General features: G+C 61.1%; 15 protein-coding genes and 1 pseudogene. 9 read left to right on the forward strand and 7 right to left on the reverse strand.

Going from position 1 to position 16,101, the window contains the following annotated elements; translation table 11 throughout:
- The first annotated feature begins 105 nt into the window (after nt 1–105).
- Together ACA060_RS03100 and ACA060_RS03105 are read left to right on the forward strand one after the other, a co-directional pair.
- Nucleotides 106–1,428, forward strand: a complete 1,323-nt coding sequence (locus ACA060_RS03100) for a type VI secretion system Vgr family protein (RefSeq protein WP_497315360.1) — start codon at nt 106–108, stop codon at nt 1,426–1,428.
- Nucleotides 1,425–2,222 (forward strand): DUF4123 domain-containing protein, encoded by a 798-nt coding sequence (locus ACA060_RS03105; protein WP_497315362.1) that lies wholly within the window; start codon nt 1,425–1,427, stop codon nt 2,220–2,222. Before ACA060_RS03100 ends, ACA060_RS03105 begins: the two co-directional genes overlap by 4 nt.
- A gap of 48 nt (nt 2,223–2,270) precedes the next feature.
- Here the strand turns inward: ACA060_RS03105 and ACA060_RS03110 are convergent, their stop codons facing one another.
- Both ACA060_RS03110 and ACA060_RS03115 read right to left on the reverse strand, forming a co-directional pair.
- Entirely contained in the window at nt 2,271–3,620 is a 1,350-nt protein-coding gene (locus tag ACA060_RS03110) for an MATE family efflux transporter (protein WP_497315364.1), read from the reverse strand.
- Nucleotides 3,621–3,771: 151 nt separating this feature from the next.
- Nucleotides 3,772–4,065 carry a hypothetical protein gene (locus ACA060_RS03115; protein ID WP_109627794.1) on the reverse strand — a complete coding sequence of 98 codons (294 nt, stop codon included), beginning with the start codon at nt 4,063–4,065 and terminating at the stop codon, nt 3,772–3,774.
- A gap of 258 nt (nt 4,066–4,323) precedes the next feature.
- Between ACA060_RS03115 and ACA060_RS03120 the strand changes: the two genes are divergently transcribed.
- From ACA060_RS03120 to ACA060_RS03135, 4 genes are read left to right on the forward strand one after another with little or no spacing between them, the layout of a single operon-like run.
- On the forward strand, nt 4,324–4,626 hold the full coding sequence (locus ACA060_RS03120; protein ID WP_109627796.1) for a MazG-like family protein: 303 nt from the start codon (nt 4,324–4,326) through the stop codon (nt 4,624–4,626).
- Nucleotides 4,626–5,375 (forward strand): methyltransferase domain-containing protein, encoded by a 750-nt coding sequence (locus ACA060_RS03125; RefSeq protein WP_017336359.1) that lies wholly within the window; start codon nt 4,626–4,628, stop codon nt 5,373–5,375. The genes ACA060_RS03120 and ACA060_RS03125 overlap by 1 nt, the downstream gene beginning before the upstream one ends.
- A 12-nt stretch (nt 5,376–5,387) precedes the next feature.
- A complete protein-coding gene (locus tag ACA060_RS03130) occupies nt 5,388–6,005 on the forward strand; it encodes a DUF4136 domain-containing protein (RefSeq protein ID WP_497315367.1) in 618 nt (205 codons plus the stop codon).
- A 54-nt stretch (nt 6,006–6,059) separates the two neighbouring features.
- Nucleotides 6,060–6,617, forward strand: a complete 558-nt coding sequence (locus ACA060_RS03135) for a DUF4136 domain-containing protein (protein WP_497315369.1) — start codon at nt 6,060–6,062, stop codon at nt 6,615–6,617.
- Between the two features lie 188 nt (nt 6,618–6,805).
- Here ACA060_RS03135 and ACA060_RS03140 read toward each other — a convergent pair whose 3' ends face one another.
- Together ACA060_RS03140 and ACA060_RS03145 are read right to left on the reverse strand one after the other, a co-directional pair.
- On the reverse strand, nt 6,806–7,660 hold the full coding sequence (locus ACA060_RS03140; RefSeq protein ID WP_497315371.1) for a MaoC family dehydratase: 855 nt from the start codon (nt 7,658–7,660) through the stop codon (nt 6,806–6,808).
- A gap of 2 nt (nt 7,661–7,662) precedes the next feature.
- Nucleotides 7,663–9,015 (reverse strand): 3-oxoacyl-ACP reductase, encoded by a 1,353-nt coding sequence (locus ACA060_RS03145; RefSeq protein WP_497315373.1) that lies wholly within the window; start codon nt 9,013–9,015, stop codon nt 7,663–7,665.
- Between the two features lie 222 nt (nt 9,016–9,237).
- Here ACA060_RS03145 and ACA060_RS03150 point away from each other — a divergent pair, with 222 nt between their 5' ends.
- Nucleotides 9,238–10,515 (forward strand): acetyl-CoA C-acetyltransferase, encoded by a 1,278-nt coding sequence (locus ACA060_RS03150; protein ID WP_497315375.1) that lies wholly within the window; start codon nt 9,238–9,240, stop codon nt 10,513–10,515.
- Here the strand turns inward: ACA060_RS03150 and ACA060_RS03155 are convergent.
- Nucleotides 10,502–11,530 carry a bile acid:sodium symporter family protein gene (locus tag ACA060_RS03155; protein ID WP_497315377.1) on the reverse strand — a complete coding sequence of 343 codons (1,029 nt, stop codon included), beginning with the start codon at nt 11,528–11,530 and terminating at the stop codon, nt 10,502–10,504. The genes ACA060_RS03150 and ACA060_RS03155 overlap by 14 nt on opposite strands.
- A gap of 84 nt (nt 11,531–11,614) precedes the next feature.
- Here ACA060_RS03155 and ACA060_RS03160 point away from each other — a divergent pair, with 84 nt between their 5' ends.
- Nucleotides 11,615–12,406 carry an AraC family transcriptional regulator gene (locus tag ACA060_RS03160; protein WP_497315379.1) on the forward strand — a complete coding sequence of 264 codons (792 nt, stop codon included), beginning with the start codon at nt 11,615–11,617 and terminating at the stop codon, nt 12,404–12,406.
- A 192-nt stretch (nt 12,407–12,598) separates the two neighbouring features.
- Here ACA060_RS03160 and ACA060_RS03165 read toward each other — a convergent pair whose 3' ends face one another.
- Nucleotides 12,599–13,366, reverse strand: coding sequence for a methyl-accepting chemotaxis protein (locus ACA060_RS03165; RefSeq protein WP_370655161.1), 768 nt, complete (start codon nt 13,364–13,366; stop codon nt 12,599–12,601).
- A 90-nt stretch (nt 13,367–13,456) separates the two neighbouring features.
- A pseudogene (locus tag ACA060_RS03170) lies at nt 13,457–14,647 on the reverse strand (HAMP domain-containing protein); the annotation flags it as partial.
- A gap of 344 nt (nt 14,648–14,991) precedes the next feature.
- Here ACA060_RS03170 and ACA060_RS03175 point away from each other — a divergent pair.
- Complete coding sequence (locus ACA060_RS03175) at nt 14,992–15,885, forward strand: PA4780 family RIO1-like protein kinase (protein WP_109627806.1); 894 nt, start codon at nt 14,992–14,994, stop codon at nt 15,883–15,885.
- Nucleotides 15,886–16,101 lie beyond the last annotated feature (216 nt).

The raw sequence follows: 16,101 nt of genomic DNA on the forward strand, positions 1-16,101 counted from the left end.
GGTCCTCTTTTCGCGTAGGTCATTTCCTAAGTTGTACTTCGGCACTCTACTCGGCCAACTCTCTCGGAGAGAATCCCCGGCCGCCCCTCCTGTAGAGAATCGCCGATGTTCGATCCAGTCAACGAGCCGTCATTTCGTCTGGATGTAGAGGGTCTGCCCGACCCTGTTGAAGTCTTGGCTTTTACCGGCAGTGAAGCAATCAGCGAACCCTTTGTGTTCGACGTGGATCTGCTGATCGATGACCCGGCATTGGACCTGGCAAGCCTGCTGTACCGCCCGGCCTTTTTGCATCTCGGGCCGCCGGGGACCGGCTTTCACGGGCAGTTGCATGAGCTTGTTCAGGCTGGCCATGGTGCTGCGCCGAGGCTTTGTCGCGTGCGTCTAAAACCGAAACTGGCCTGCCTGGCCCAGCGTTTCAGCCAGCGCATCTTCAGCAACCGCTCTGTACCCGAGATCCTCGCGCAGGTGCTCAAGGAGCATGGCATTGCCGGCAAGGATCGACGCTTTGACCTGAGCGGCGATTACCCTCCGCGTGATTTCTGCACGCAGTACCGGGAATCGGATCTGCAGTTTCTCCAGCGCCTGTGTGCTCAGGAACGGCTTCATTACCACTTCGAGCATCGTCGGTGCGGGCATTGTCTGGTCTTTGGTGATGGGCCGGGGCAATTTCCCCGGGAAGCCGAAATGGTCTTTGAGCCCGATACCGAACAGCGCGGCGTGCAGCAGTTCAAGGTTCAAGGCAACACGCAGGCTGGCGAAGGTCAGACAAACCTGACGACGCTGCGCAGCGGTCAGCGCGTTCTGCTGTCCGGCCATCCATGTGCCGAATGGAATCGTCTCTGGCTGCTGATCCATGTCGAGCACCAGGGTGGTCAGGTGCCGGGGTTTGCGTATGGCAACCGGATCCGCGCGGTTGCTGGCGCGTTACCGCTCTCGGCGCCGCACTCGGTCATGCCCCCCCGGATGCACAGCGTGCAGCGGGCTTGGGTGGTTGACGTCGATGAGTCGCAACCCGATTCATCCAGGCCCGTTGCCGTGCAATTTGACTGGGTCTATCAGGGCGAAGGCGCTGCGCCCAGCCACTGCTGGTTGCCGCTGGCGCCGGAGTTGGGCGATGCGCACATCATGCCGTTGAGTGAAGGCGCGCAGGTGCTGGTGAGCTTTATCGAAGGGGATCCTGATCGACCGTTAATCACCGGGTTTCTTCCCGGGCAACCCTGCACCCAAGCGTCGGTCTTGCCCGAACTTCCTCCCGCCGTGGCGACAGAAGACAACGCTACCGCCGACGGATTAATGCGTTTATTGCAATCCAGCGAACCGGTCGTGTTGCTGTGTCTGATGCCCGGAGGGGGCAGTTTCAGCCATTGCGCACAAGCCTTCTGCACCTGCCGGGCAGCGACGCAGTTTGGCCAGAGCGGTGCGGCATGATCGTCGCCCAGACGCCGGACTCAACCGCGCAGTGGCTGTTGCTCGACGTACCGGGGGAGCCTGGGGCTGGTGCGATGCTGCTCCAGCAGTTTGCGCAGACCCGGCGGTTCTGGCTGTTCGATGACACCGAGTTGCAGCCGATACGCGAGCACGGGCCGCTGTTGGTCGACCTCAAGGGCTGCCCGGCGCTGGCCGAACTGTGCCTGCGCGAACCGCACAGCTGGAGTGGTTTGTTACTGGTCAGTGAGGCCTCGCCGTCGCAGTTGCTCGAGCATTTACGCCGCATGCTCACGGTCACCTTTGGCCTGCACCACCGCGCGTTGTTGAGTTACTACAACCCCCACACCGCCAGTTACTTTTTCGATGCCTGCGATGCCCTGGAACTGAGTCGCTGGCTGGGGCCGATCAGTCAGTTGCGCTGGTTCGGCGGCACCTGGGCCGACAGGGCAATCGGCAGCCGGGGTTGGCAACAGTTGTTCAATCCTGGGCTTGCCGTCAGCCCATTGGCCATCGAAGAAAACCTGACGCCTCGTCAGCGGGACACCTTGCAAACCTGCCTGCTTGAACAGCACGCCTGGCATTGGAGCCAGTCCACCGGCACCGACTACACCCGCCTGTGGTCCCATATGCAGGAAGGGCTGGCGCTGGGTTTCAGCGAACGCCCGGTGCTCGATGGCTGGATATGGCTGCGCTTGCAATACCCTGACGCTACGCCCGTGCAGCCATTGTCGGGGATGACCCAGCAGGAGCGTCTCGATAGCCTGCGCAACCTGTGGCAGAACGATCAATCCTGAACACGGGGTTCGACATTAATGTGCGACCCCTGGCCGCAGCAGGCTGACTCAATGAGCCCTGCCTGTAAACCAGCCGTCGTTCTTGCGCAGGAACCAGGCAAACGCCCCGAGGGTCAGGCTGCGCAATGCCATGAACAACAGGAACGTTATCCACAGTCCATGGTTGCCCAAACCTTGCAGTGCCCAGGCGAACGGCAGCAGCAGAATGACCGTCAACAGCATGCCGTTGCGCATTTCCCGGGCACGGGTGGCGCCGATGAACAGCCCGTCGAGCAGGTAACTCCAGACGGCGATCAGCGGCAGTGCGGCGAGGTAGGGCAGGTAGATAAACGCGGTGTCGCGCACGCTCTGGATGTCGGTCTGCATCTCGATGAACAGATGTCCGGCGAAGGCGAACAGCACGGCAAAGCCCACACTCGCCAGCAATGACCAGCCGCAGGCAACCACCAAGGAGCGACGCAGCGCCTCTCGATCACGCGCGCCGATGGCATGCCCGCACAGGGCTTCCACGGCATGGGCCAGGCCATCCAGCGCGTGGGCGGTCAGCAGCAAGCCGTTGAGCAGCAGGGCGTTCGCGGCGACGGTGGCATCACCGAGCCGCGCGCCTTGAACGGTGATCAGGAAAAACACCGATTGCAGCGCCAGGCTGCGGATGAAAATGTCGCGGTTGACCGCCAGCAATGGTCGCCAGCTCCGCCACAGCGCCAGTGCGGCCCAGGCGATATGGCCGGGATAGGCGCGCAGGGCTTTGCGGGTCATGAACAAGCCGATCAGGGCCCCGGTCCATTCGGCGATCACCGACGCCCGGGCTGCCCCGACCACGCCCCAGTCCAGTCCGAGGACGAACCACAGGTTCAGCGCGATGTTCACCAGATTGGTGCTCAGCAGAATTGCCAGCGGTGCCCGTGCGTTCTGGGTGCCAAGGAACCAGCCGACCAGCGCATAACTGGCCAGCGCCGCGGGCAAGCCGAAGAGCCTTGTGTGGAAAAATTCGCGGGTGAGCTGGTCGAGTTCGGCCGAGGGTTGCATGAAGTGCAGCGCGACACCACTCAACGGGACGCCCAATGCGCCCAGGAAAATCGCCAGCCCCATCGCCAGCAACAAACCCTGCAACAAAATCTGCCGCAACGCCGCGCCATCTCCGCGCCCGGCGGCCTGGGCCGCGAAACCGGTCGTGCCCATGCGCAGAAAGCCCATGCCCCAGGCCAGAAAGGTATACAGGCTGGCCCCGACTGCGACGGCACCCAACTGATGGGCGTGGGGCAGGTGGCCGATGACGGTACTGTCGACCAGTGCCACCAGCGGAACGGAAATGTTCGAAAGAATCATCGGCGCAGCCAGCGCCCAGACCCGACGATGGGTTGTGCGGTCGCGCCAGTCGGCGATCAGGTTGGACATGCAGGCTCCTTGGGGGAGCGGGCATTGTAGCGGGAGGTGTCGTACTAATGTGGGAGCGGGCTTGCTCGCGAATACGGATTGTCAGGCGACATCAATATCGACTGTAAGGCCGCCTTCGCGAGCAAGCCCGCTCCCACAGGGGATGCTGGTGTCAGTGGATGATCCAGCTCAGCAACCACAGCCCCAACAGCAACCAGATAATCCCCATGATGATCGACGCATTCATAAACGCCCGGATCGCCGACCACAACAGCATCAACCCCAGGATCAGCGCAATGATGCTGATAATCGAAGTATCCATCCCCAACGCACGGGACAAGCCTTCGACAAAATTGCTGCCGGCGTGGCTCAACAGGTTGAACAAGCCGCTGAGGCCGTCAACGATAAAACGGATAACCGAACCGAGTGCCTGGCCGAGCCATTCGAAAAAACTTTCTACCTGCATGTCGTGAACGTCCTGATGTAAGTGGTGGCGTGCTTGCCGGACTTGAGCCTTGGGCCATGGATTGCGGCGGCGAGTTCCCCACAAGCATAGAGGGTTGCATGGGCCCTGTGGGAGCGGGCTTGCTCGCGATGGCGGTCTGTCAGTCAACATCGGTGGTGGATTTCAGCCCGCTTTCGCGAGCAAGCCCGCTCCCACAGGAAAAGCACCCTTGCCATCCCCGGCCATCCCCCCGAAGCTATACGCCTTCAGGAGAGCCCGATGAACCTTGTTGAACTGACCGAACGCCTGCACGCCATCCGTGACCGCAATGACTGGCGGCAATTTCACAGCCCAAAAAACCTGGCCATGGCCGCGAGCGTGGAAATGTCCGAGCTGGTGGAGATTTTCCAGTGGCTGACCGAAGACCAGTCGCGCCAGTTGCCGGCGGACAAACTGGCCCACGCCGGGCAGGAAATCGGCGACATCGTCCTCTATCTACTGCTGCTGTGCGGCGAGCTGGGCTTGGACATGAATGAAGTGGTGCGCAGCAAACTCGCAGACAGCGAAAAGAGGTTCAGCTGATGAGCGATCGTCATTTCGATCAACTGGCGACCCGATTCGCCGAGAAAATCTATGGCGGTGCCAAAGGCGCGATCCGTCTGGCGGTGCTTCAGGCCGACCTGGCCGAAACCCTGCCGGACCGTCCGCTGCGAGTACTGGATATCGGCGCGGGCCTGGGTCACATGTCGTTGTGGCTGGCCCAGCGCGGTCATGACGTCACGCTGGCCGAACCCGCCGAGCCGATGCTCGAAGGCGCCCGCCAGCGCTTCGCCGACGCCGGACAGACCGCCACGTTCATTCAGGCACCGTGGCAGGATTTGCTCGGTCAGCTCACCGAGCCCTACGACCTGGTGCTTTGCCATGCGGTGCTGGAATGGCTGGCCGAACCCCACGCGATCCTGCCGGTGCTGCATCAGTTGACCAAGCAGGATGGCTGGCTGTCACTGGCCTTCTACAACCGCGATGCGCTGATTTACCGCAACTTGCTCAAAGGTCATTTCCGCAAGATGCGCAAGAACGACATGGCCGGCGAGAAGCAGAGCCTGACCCCGCAGCAGCCCCTTGATCCGCGCGAACTGGCGGCGCAACTTGAGGGCCTGTGGCAGGTCGAAACCCAGAGCGGGGTGCGGGTTTTTCACGACTACATGCCGGTGGAATTCCAGGCCCGCGCCGAACTCGTGGACTTGCTCGAAATGGAGCTGGCCCACCGCCGCCACCCAAGCTTTGCCGGGCTTGGGCGCTATTTACACTGGATCTGTCGGCCGGTCTGATCGGAGCGCAACATGAAAAGTCGTTCAGGGTTACTGGTGATCTGTCTCGGGTTGGCGGCCTGCCAGGGCAGCAACCCTTATGTGGCGACTTCCAACCCGTTGCCGCCGGCACCGCCTCAAGCGGCCAGCACCTTCGACCGCAGCGCCTACCCGGCACCGCCGCGTGACTACGGGCGTTACCGCAGTTGGGCCTGGCTCGACGGGCAACTGCCACCGGGCAGCGCCTGGGCGGACTCGGCCCAGGTCGCCGAAGCCGTCAGCAACGCCCTCGATCAGCGCGGCTTGCGCCCGTTGCACGATAACAACCGTCCGGCTGACCTGTTTGTCAGCGCCAATCTGCATCTGGAAACCCGTTTACGCCAGGTTCGGGATGACTACGGTTATTACGGCGGTGGTTATGGCGGCTACAACCGTTACGGCAACGGCTATGGCATGTACAACACGGTGCCGATTGTGCGCACGTATCAGGAACAGGTCGTGGTGGTGCGGGTCGATTTGTTCGACGCTCAGAACGGCCAACCGGTGTGGAGCGCCAGTGCCGAAACCGGCAATCGCGGCAGTCAGAGCGAGCGTGCCGACGCGATCAGGGAAGCTGTAGAAAAGGCCATGTCGGCGTATCCTCCCAGTTAGCTTTTGCTGTCTGGAAGACTTTCACAGGTTCATGTCTTCAACCGGAGAACCATCATGATCCGCCGTTTTGCTTTACTGGCCGTCGCCGCGCTGCTCAGTGCCTGCGCCGCCAACCAGGTCAACAATGACTTCGATGCCAGCCGCGACTTCGCCGCCTATCGCAGCTGGTCCTGGAAAGAACCGGCCCTGCAATATCGCCCCGATGATCCACGGATCAAGAGCGACCTGACCGAACAGCGCATCCGCCAATCGGTGGCCGACCAGCTGGATCAGCGTGGCCTGCGCCCGGCCGCCGCTGGCAGCAAGGGAAATCTTGACGTCCAGACCTACCTGATCGTCGAAGAACGCCAGCAACAGGTGACCACCAACTATGGCGGCGGTTGGGGCAATCCATGGAACGGTTATTGGGGTGGGCCGATGTACAACGAAACCCGCAACGTGACCTATAAGGTGGCGACCATCCAGATCGACCTGATTGATGGCAAGGACGGCAAACTTGTGTGGCGTGGCAGCGATGAGCAAATGCTCAGCCACACGACAAATCCGTCGGATCGCAGCACGGCGATACGTGAAACGGTGGGGCGGATCCTCGCCAACTATCCACCGCACTAAACACCGATCCTCAAACACCACAAATTCCCTGTGGGAGCGGCTGACTAATGTCGCCTGACACTCCGCTTTCGCGAGCAAGCCCGCTCCCACAGTGGATCTCCTGCGAACACAAAATACGTGATCGTCAGAGACCCAATGTGGGAGCGGGCTTGCTCGCGAAGGCGGCCTGACAGACACCCGGAGATCAATCAGGCAATCGGCCGCCAATGCCCCACCATATGCTCCAGATCCCCCGCGCCCACTAACTGAAAATCCCCACTGGACCCTGCCGCACTGGCCAGCAACGTCACCTCGCTCGGTAACCGCACCGGTTTCCGGAACTGCACCGCAATCTCGACATTCGCCGTGGGCAGATGCTCACTCAACGCCGCCAATGTCCGGGCCTTGTTCCACAGTCCATGAGCAATGGCTGTGGGAAAACCAAACAGCTTGGCGCTCGCCGCACTCAGGTGAATCGGGTTGTAGTCCCCGGACACTTTCGCGTACTGGCGGCCAATGTCGGTCGGCGCTTCCCAGCGAGTCACTTCGGTCAGCGCCGTTGTCGATGCCAGGACTTCCTCGACCGGTTCCCCTTCAAGCTTGAACCCGCGGCACAGCATCTGGCTTTCAGCCTCCCACAGCGGCCCCAACTGATCGTCGAGCGACGTCACCAGGTCGAATGTCGCCCCCTTGGCATGGGGTTGCAGGTTCTGCACCTGCACGCTGACCCGCACGCGGTGCACGCCGCCCATAGGGCGCAAGACGCGAATGCGATTGCTCAGGTGAATCAACCCCAGCAGCGGGAACGGAAAGTCCTTGGCCGTGAGCAATTGCATCTGCAAGGCAAACGCCAGAATGTGTGGATAGGTCGGCGGCAGCAAGCCGTTGTCGGCAAAACCGCAGACCTTGCGATACGCCGCCAGGCGTTGCGGATCGACTTCGACCGAGCAGCGTAAACCCGTGTCGGGCAATGTGGTGCCGGTGATTTTGCGCCGTGTCGCCGCCCGTACATACAGACCGGTCAGGCTCGGTTCGCGGTTGAGTGTGTGCCAATCGGTGATCATCTTTATGCCCCCAAGACACTTTGCCCGCAGACTCGCAGCGCTTGCCCGGTGAACGCGCCGGTGCCCGGTTGAGCGAGCCACGCGACCGCTTCGGCGACGTCTTGTGGCAGGCCGCCCTGGCCCAATGAACTCATGCGCCGCCCGGCCTCGCGAATACCGAATGGCAGGTGCGCGGTCATCTGGGTTTCGATGAATCCCGGCGCCACCGCGTTGATGCTGATACCGCGCTGATCCAGCAGCGGCGCCCAGGCCTGGGCCAGACCGATCAGCCCGGCTTTGCTCGCGGCGTAGTTGGTTTGTCCGCGATTGCCGGCGATGCCGCTGATGGACGCCAACAGAACCACCCGCCCGTTGTCATGCAAGGTGCCGCTGTCGAGCAGAGCCTTGGTCAGCACTTGCGGCGCATTCAGGTTGACCGCGAGCACCGCGTCCCAGAATTCCGGGGTCATGTTGGCCAGGGTTTTATCGCGGGTAATGCCGGCGTTGTGAACCACGATGTCGACACCGTCGGGCAGCAGTTCGATCAACCGCGCTGCGGCGTCTTCGGCGCAAATGTCCAGGGTGATGCTGCGCCCGCCGAGGCGTGCGGCGAGCGCGTCGAGATCGGTCTTGGCCGGTGGCACGTCCAGCAGAATCACCTCGGCGCCGTCACGGGCCAGGGTTTCTGCGATGGAGGCACCAATGCCGCGCGCGGCTCCCGTGACCAGCGCTTTGCGCCCCGCCAGTGGACGAGTCCAGTCCGACACCTGCGTATCGCAGGCCTTCAAGCGAATCACTTGCCCGGACACGAACGCACTTTTGGGCGAGAGGAAAAACCGCAGCGGCCCTTCGAGTTGATCTTCGACGCCTTCACCGACATAGATCAGCTGCAAGGTGCCGCCGCTGCGCAATTCCTTGGCCAGGGAACGACTGAACCCTTCCACCGCACGCTGTGCGCTGGCGGCGAACGGGTCGCTCAATGTCTCTGGTGCACGCCCCAGAATCACCAGGTGCGCGCTGTGGTCGAGGTTTTTTATCAGCGGCTGGAAGAACTCGCGCAGCTGTTTGAGCTGATCGGTCTGCACCAGGTTGCTGGCATCGAACACCACGGCCTTGAGTTTGGGACCATGGCCGGGAATCCACGCGGTGGCCAGGGACGGCTCGGTACCATAGCTGTAGATCGCGTCGGTCAGGCGGTTGGCGAAGGCACTGACTTTCTCCGTCAGCGGGCCGCCGCCAATCAACAGCGCCCCTTCGACAGGCCGCAGCCGGCCTGCTTGCCAACGCTCCAGGCGCACCGGAGACGGCAGTCCCATGGCCCCGACCAGACGATGGCCGATGGAGGAATTGGCGAAGTCGATATAACGGTCAGACATGGAACGCACTCCGGCAGCTGGGGTTCAAAGTGTGGACCACGAATGGCAATCAGTCGTTCGATCCACGAGATTAGGCCTACGCTTGAACAGTGTAGGAGCGAAGCTTGCTCGCGAAGGCGATGTTTCATTCAGAGGAGATATTGAATGTCCCAGCGCGTTCGCGAGCAAGCTTCGCTCCTACAGGGCTGGTGTTTACATTGGATTTTTTGACAGGAGCTTTTCATGACTCAGCTGCGTCGCGTCGCGATTATCGGCGGTAACCGTATTCCCTTCGCTCGCTCCAACGGGCCGTACGCCACCGCCAGTAACCAGGCGATGCTCACCGCAGCGCTCGAAGGCCTGATCGAACGCTACAACCTGCATGGCCTGCGTATCGGCGAAGTGGTCGCGGGGGCGGTCCTCAAGCTGTCCCGCGACATGAACCTGACGCGCGAGTGTGTGCTCGGTTCACGGTTGTCCCCTTATACGCCGGCCTATGACATTCAACAGGCGTGCGGCACGGGTCTGGAAGCGGCGTTGCTGGTCGCGAACAAGATTGCCTTGGGACAGATCGATTGCGGCATTGCCGGTGGCGTCGACACCACCTCGGATGCGCCGATCAGTGTCAGTGAAGGTTTGCGCCGGGTGTTGCTTCAAGCCAATCGCGCCAAGACCACCGGCGACAAACTGAAAACGTTTCTGCAGCTGCGTCCCCGGGACTTGATCCCGGAGTTCCCGCGCAACGGTGAGCCGCGCACAGGGTTGTCCATGGGCCAACACTGCGAATTGATGGCCCAGACCTGGAACATCCCCCGCGAAGAACAGGATCAACTGGCACTGGAGAGTCACCAAAAACTCGCCGCCTCTTACACCGAAGGCTGGCACAACGACCTGATGACGCCGTTCCTCGGCCTGACCCGCGACAACAACCTGCGTCCGGACCTGACCCTGGAAAAACTCGCCACCTTGAAACCGGCCTTCGAGAAAAGCGCCAAGGGCACGATGACGGCGGGCAACTCCACGCCGCTCACCGATGGCGCGTCGCTGGTGCTGCTTGGCAGTGAAGAATGGGCGAAGGAACGTGGCTTGCCGATCCTTGCATATTTGCGTGACGGCGAGGCTGCGGCGGTGGATTTCGTCAACGGTGCCGAAGGGCTGTTGATGGCGCCGGTGTACGCGGTGCCACGCTTGCTGGCGCGCAACGGACTGACCATGCAGGACTTCGACTATTACGAAATCCACGAAGCCTTCGCGGCGCAGGTGCTTTGCACGTTGAAGGCCTGGGAGGATCCGGAGTATTGCAAAACCCGCCTCGGTCTCGACGCGCCGCTGGGCTCCATCGACCGCAGCCGTCTCAACGTCAAAGGCAGCTCACTGGCGGCCGGGCATCCGTTTGCCGCGACCGGCGGGCGCATCGTCGCCAACCTGGCGAAGTTGCTCGACGCGGCGGGCAAGGGCCGAGGCTTGATCTCGATCTGCGCCGCTGGCGGTCAAGGCGTGACGGCGATTATCGAGCGCTGATCAGCTCGGCATTCTGCTGCGCGACGCGTTCGCGGTTGCGGTTGGCGTAACTCTCGGCCATCACCGAGCAGACGATCAGCTGCAACGGGTGATAAATCATGATCGGCAGCAGAATCAAACCAAGGCCCGGGTTGGCACCGAAGATCAACGCGGCCATCGGCGCACCGGCGGCCAGAGATTTTTTGCTGGCGCAGAACACCGCCGCGATCTCATCCGCCGGGCTGAATTTCAAGGCGCGGGCGGTGCGGGTGGTCATCCACAGGATGACCGCCAGCAGGATCGCGCTGCCGAGCAATGCCGTGAGAATCACGCTGTTGCCCTGTTGTTGCCACATCCCCGAGACCATCGAGTTGCAGAACGCCGAGTACACCAGCAACAGGATCACCAGCTTGTCGACGATGTTGGTGTAGCGCTTGTGCCGGGCAAAGAATTTGCCGCACAACGGCCGCATCAGTTGGCCGAGCACCAGCGGCAACAGCAACATGGCGCAGAGGTCGAGCAGGGTTGAGCCCAGATCGATGCCGCCGGCACCGCTGCCGACTACCAGACTCACCAGCAACGGCGTCAGGAAAATCCCCAGAACGCTGGACAGGCTTGCGTTAAGAATCGCCGCCGGCACGTTGCCGCCTGCGCTGCCGGTCAGGGCCACGGAAGACGAAATGGTCGAGGGCAGGGCGCACAGGTAGAAGAAGCCGAGCATCAGCAGCGACGGAATGTGCGAACCCAACAGCTTGTCACTCAGCCACCAGATCAGCGGGAACACCGCAAAGGTGAAGCCCTGAACCATCACGTGCAGCTTCCAGTTCTTCAGGCCATGGCTGATCTGCTCGCTGGACAGGTTGACGCCGTGCAGGAAGAACACCAGGAACACGCCGATGTTGATCACGTATTCGGCGTGCATCCCGCCGCCCGTGGCGCCGAAGACCGGAAAGAAATACGACAGCAGCGTGGCGATCAGCATGCCGCACAAGAACCAGTCGGTGACCACGCGTTTGAGGTGTTTGAAGGCATGCATAACGGCCACCGAATACATTTGTAAGAATTGATGACTTAGCCTAACGTTGGCCCTGTCTGCTGTCTTGCGACATAAGGCCAATCAATGCCGAGTAACGGACAACTTTCCCTCGAACGAGCGATTCCGACGCTGAGAGCGTTGCCGCGTCCGCTGTTCGCGAGGGCGGAAAGTCTGAATGCCGGGTCGTGGACGCCGCCTCATCGCCACGACTGGGTGCAGTTTTCCTACGCCATCAGCGGTGTTCTCGGCGTGCACACTGCGGAAGGCAGCTTCTTTGCGCCGCCGCAGTGGGGAATCTGGATTCCGGCGGATCTCGAGCATCAGGTGGTGACCTCGATGCGCGCCGAGATGCGCAGCCTCTACGTGCGCCGTGAGGATTGCGAATGGGCCGATGGGCGTTGCCGGGTGCTGGAAGTCACGCCGCTGGCCCGTGAGCTGATCAAGAGTTTTTGCCTGCTGCCGGTGGAGTATCCACAGGGCGATAGCCAGGAAGCACGATTGGTGAATGTGCTGCTGGATCAGTTGGCGAATCTGCCGGAGGTGGGGTTTTCCCTGCCGTTACCGCGACATGAGCGGTTGCTCGGGTTGTGCAATGAGCTGATCGAAAGCCCGGAGCGCAACGTGATGTTGCCGGAATGGGCGCAGCGGTTGGGGATGTCGCAGAAGACGCTGATGCGCTTGTTCCAGCGCGAGACCGGGTTGAGTTTCCGCGGTTGGCGGCAGCGGATGCGGTTGCTGTCGTCGTTGAGTTTGCTGGAGGAGGGCAACAGCGTGACCAATGCGGCGCTGTCTTGCGGGTATGACTCGACGTCGGCGTTTATTGCGGCGTTCAAGGGGTTGTTTGGGTTTACACCGGGGGAGTTGTTTCGGCAGTGAGATCCAGCCCCTCACCCCAGCCCTCTCCCCACGGGGGAGAGGGGAAAGGGAGCCGATCTTCATGGTTTTCGACAACTGAGTTCGACTCGGTTTCTCAGGTCGATAATTTTCTTAAGAAAACATCAATTAGTCCCCTCGCCCCTCTGGGGAGAGGGTTAGGGTGAGGGGTGGATCTAAAACCACCCCCCATTCTCAAGTCCTGAAGCGGCGAACCAGCCCGTCCAGTTCATTCGACAACCCGGCCAGGCTCTGCGAATCCAGTCGCGCGGAGTTCGCCAGTTCTGCCACTAATTGCGCATCGCCATGGATCTGGCTGATGTGCCGATTGATGTCTTCCGCCACCTGATGCTGTTCTTCCGCCGCCGTGGCGATCTGCGTGTTCATGTCGCGAATCACGTCCACCGACTCACGAATCAGCCCGAAACTGCTGCGCGCTTCGCCGATGCGGGTCACCGATTGTTGCGACACTTCCAGGCTCGCATGCATCTGCTGAGTCACTTGGCTGGTGCGCTTGGCCAGGTTGCCCAGCAAGCCATCGATTTCGGCTGTGGAGTCGGCCGTGCGTTTGGCCAGCGCCCGGACTTCATCCGCCACCACCGCAAACCCACGACCTTGCTCGCCGGCCCGGGCCGCTTCGATGGCTGCGTTCAGTGCCAGCAGGTTGGTCTGTTCGGCAATCGAGCGAATGGTCCCCAGGATCGACTGAATGTCGTTGCTGTCGCGTTCCAGCTGCTGCATCGACTGCGCCGACTGTTCGATTTCCTGGCTCAGGCGATCAACGCTGGTCACGGCCGCATCAATCTGTTGCTGACCTTGGCGCGCCTGGCGCTGGCCACTGTCGGCGGATTCCGCCGCCTGGCTGCAAGAGCGCGCGACTTCGTTGGCGGTGGCGACCATTTCGTGGAACGCCGTGGACACCATGTCCACCGCTTCACGCTGTCGCCCGGCGGCTTCAGCCATGTCGCTGGAAACCTGGGTCGAGCTCTTGGAGGTGGCGAGGATTTTGGTTGCGGCGCCGCCGATGCTTTGGATCAGGTTGCGAATCGCCGTCAGGAACTGGTTGAACCAGTTGGCCAATTGCGCAGTTTCGTCGTTGCCACGGATTTCCAGGTTCTTGGTCAGGTCGCCTTCACCTTGGGCGATGCCTTCCAGGCCGCTGGCCACGCTGCGGATCGGCCGCACGATGACACTGGCGAAACTGGCGCCGAGGACGGCGAAGACCACCGCCAGCACGGCGGCGATGATTGCGATCAGCCAGGTCAGTTGGGTCGCGGAGCTCATCACGTCGTTTTGCTTGATCAGGCCGATGAAGGTCCAGCCCAGTTGCTCCGACGGCCAGACGTTGGCCATGTAGCGTTCGCCGTTCAACTCGACTTCCACCAGGCCTTTGCCGGCCTTGGCCAGTTGCGCGTAACCCTCGCCCAGGCTGCTCAAAGCCTTGAAGTTATGTTCCGGTTGCTTCGGATCGACCAAAACGGTGCCGGTGTTCTCCAGCAACATCAGGTAGCCGGTTTCACCGAGCTTGATCTGTTTGACGATTTCGGTGAGTTGCTTGAGCGTCACGTCGATGCTGACCACGCCGCCATTGCTGCCCAATTTGTTGTCGATGGTGCGCACGGTGCTGACGTAAGTTGCATCGTCCTGAGCCCAGTAATAGGCCTCGGTGCGAAACGGCTTGCCCGGTTTGGCCTGGGCCGCCTTGTACCAGGGGCGTTGGCGCGGGTCGTAATTGTTCAGCTTGGCATCGTCCGGCCAGGACACATAACCGCCGGCCGCGGTGCCGAGGATGGCGTAGGCGTAGGACGGATGGCTGTTACCCAGGTCCTGCAGGAGGCTGAAGACTTTTTTGTCCATCTCGCCCTGGGGAATGCTCTCGGCGTTGGCGCTCATGTAGGTCTTGAGGCTGTCGTCGGAGTCCTTGATCAGCGGTTGCTTGGCCAGGTAATCGACGTTCTGGCTGATGCCGTCGAAGAAAAGTTGCATGGCGTTGCTGACCTGACGAATTTCGCGGCCACTGCCGTCGACGAAATCCTCCTTGGCGTCACTGCGCAAGTTCAGCACGACGAGGGTGGCGACCAGCACCACGGGCAGGCAGGCGATAATTGCAAACGCCCAGGTCAACTTCTGTTTGATGTTCATCCGCGCTCCAGATTTTTCTTGTAGGCCCACGCAGTGCAGATGACTCGCGGATTTTGGCAGCCGTAAACGTTGTTGATCAACCCGGATCCTTGAGCGCGCCATCGTTTTTTTGGTCGGAACGATTGTCGGACAAATCACTCTGTCACTGAGGACTTCGGCTGAATGAAGGGGAAATTGAGGCCGGTTGAGAAAAATCCTACGAAGGGTTTGAACTTCGGTGTCAGCTTCTGTCGTAAATGCCCTCACACCCCTTCGTCACCAAGTGGCACAGGCTCAGCTATGATCTCGGGCGGCCAATGGCGACCGGCTATGATTGACCGATTTATCCGGCACATTGTGTGCATCTCGACGTTCATAGGTCGGCAACCCCTCCCCCGAACGAGTGGATTGCCGTATAACGAATGACTTTCGCGTGTTTGGTAATAAAGGACCCACAATAAAAGCTGATGAAGACTCCAAAACGCATTGAACCCCTGATCGAGGACGGTCTGGTCGACGAGGTGCTGCGCCCACTCATGAGTGGTAAAGAAGCAGCTGTTTATGTGGTGCGCTGCGGTAACGAGTTACGTTGCGCGAAGGTCTACAAGGAGGCGAATAAACGCAGTTTCCGTCAGGCGGCCGAATATCAGGAAGGCCGCAAGGTGCGCAACAGCCGTCAGGCGCGAGCGATGGCCAAAGGCTCGAAATTCGGCAAGAAAGAAACCGAAGACGCCTGGCAGAACGCCGAAGTGGCGGCTTTGTTCCGTTTGGCCGGTGCGGGTGTCCGGGTGCCCAAGCCGTATGACTTCCTCGAAGGCGTACTGCTGATGGAACTGGTGGCCGATGAGTACGGCGATGCCGCGCCGCGTCTGAACGACGTGGTGCTGGAGCCGGACCAGGCGCGCGAATATCACGCGTTCCTGATTTCGCAGATCGTTCTGATGTTGTGTACCGGTCTGGTGCACGGTGATCTGTCCGAGTTCAATGTGCTGTTGACCCCGACGGGCCCGGTGATCATCGACTTGCCGCAAGCGGTTGACGCGGCGGGCAACAACCACGCGTTCAGCATGCTGGAGCGGGACGTGGGCAACATGGCCTCCTACTTTGGCCGGTTTGCGCCAGAGTTGAAAAAGACCAAGTACGCCAAGGAAATGTGGGCACTGTACGAAGCTGGCACCTTGCACCCGGCCAGTATCTTGACCGGCGAGTTCGACGAGCCGGAAGAGTTGGCCGATGTTGGCGGGATCATGCGCGAGATCGAGGCGGCACGCCTGGATGAAGAGCGCAAACAAGCGGTGCGCGCGGCAGATGACGCGCCACCGGGCAAAACCGAAGAACCGCCTCCACCGTGGATGCAGTGATCGGTTAACGAAAAACCCGGCTTCGGCCGGGTTTTTTGTAGATGTCTGCCCACAATCTCCAAACACCGGAGTTCAAATGTGGGAGCGGGCTTGCTAGCGAAAGCGGTGTGTCAGTCACATCAATGGTGAATGTGCCGCCACCTTCGCGAGCAAGCCCGCTCCCACAGTAGATTTCGGGTGTAGCTGAATGTTTTATTATCACTACTCCCCTGGCGG

The organism is Pseudomonas sp. LBUM1671 (genome assembly GCF_059695685.1).